This window comes from Cyclobacterium sediminis, assembly GCF_054781075.1.
Genome location: NZ_BAAGVC010000024.1, coordinates 1 through 511, shown reverse-complemented (window position 1 = coordinate 511; position 511 = coordinate 1). Strand labels below are relative to the sequence as shown.

1 protein-coding gene is annotated in these 511 nt (G+C 43.1%); it reads right to left on the bottom strand.

Going from position 1 to position 511, the window contains the following annotated elements; translation table 11 throughout:
- Nucleotides 1–459 (bottom strand): transposase (locus ACYVHJ_RS19345; RefSeq protein WP_460518134.1); only part of this gene is annotated, 459 nt, incomplete at its 3' end.
- Between the last annotated feature and the right edge of the window lie 52 nt (nucleotides 460–511).

Genomic DNA, 511 nt, shown 5'->3' with positions numbered 1-511 from the left:
ATAGCTCTCGTAGCAGGTGGCATCCATGAGAAGTACATGGGAATTGTTCACATCCCTTTTCCAGTGGTTGAGCAGTACTGACTGAACCTGTTCCCATTCACAGTGATCTTCAATATAGGCCCTTATCCCTGTCATAAGGGTATAATCCCTGATCTGTTTGTCCTCAGCCAGAAGTTTTCCGCAGAACATCTGCAAACTGTAATCTGTATTGAACCTTTCGATGAGCTGTCTGTCGCTGACATTGAGGTAGGCCTTGAGGAACATCATGCCAAACATTCCCTTGGCATCAAACCACCTAGGAGCTCCCGGACCTGTATTCTCTGCCGGAAGACATCCTGCGAGCTCATCCCAGGGGATAGAATCTTTTATCTGGCCAAACAACGAATTCTTAAAAAAATGATATTTTGGAGAATATCCGTCGAAGTCTTTGAAAATCTGTAGTTGCGCTGTATCTTTCATAGTATTTTATTCTGCAACCTTAAAATACAAAAAAGAAAACCCCGAAAAAAGC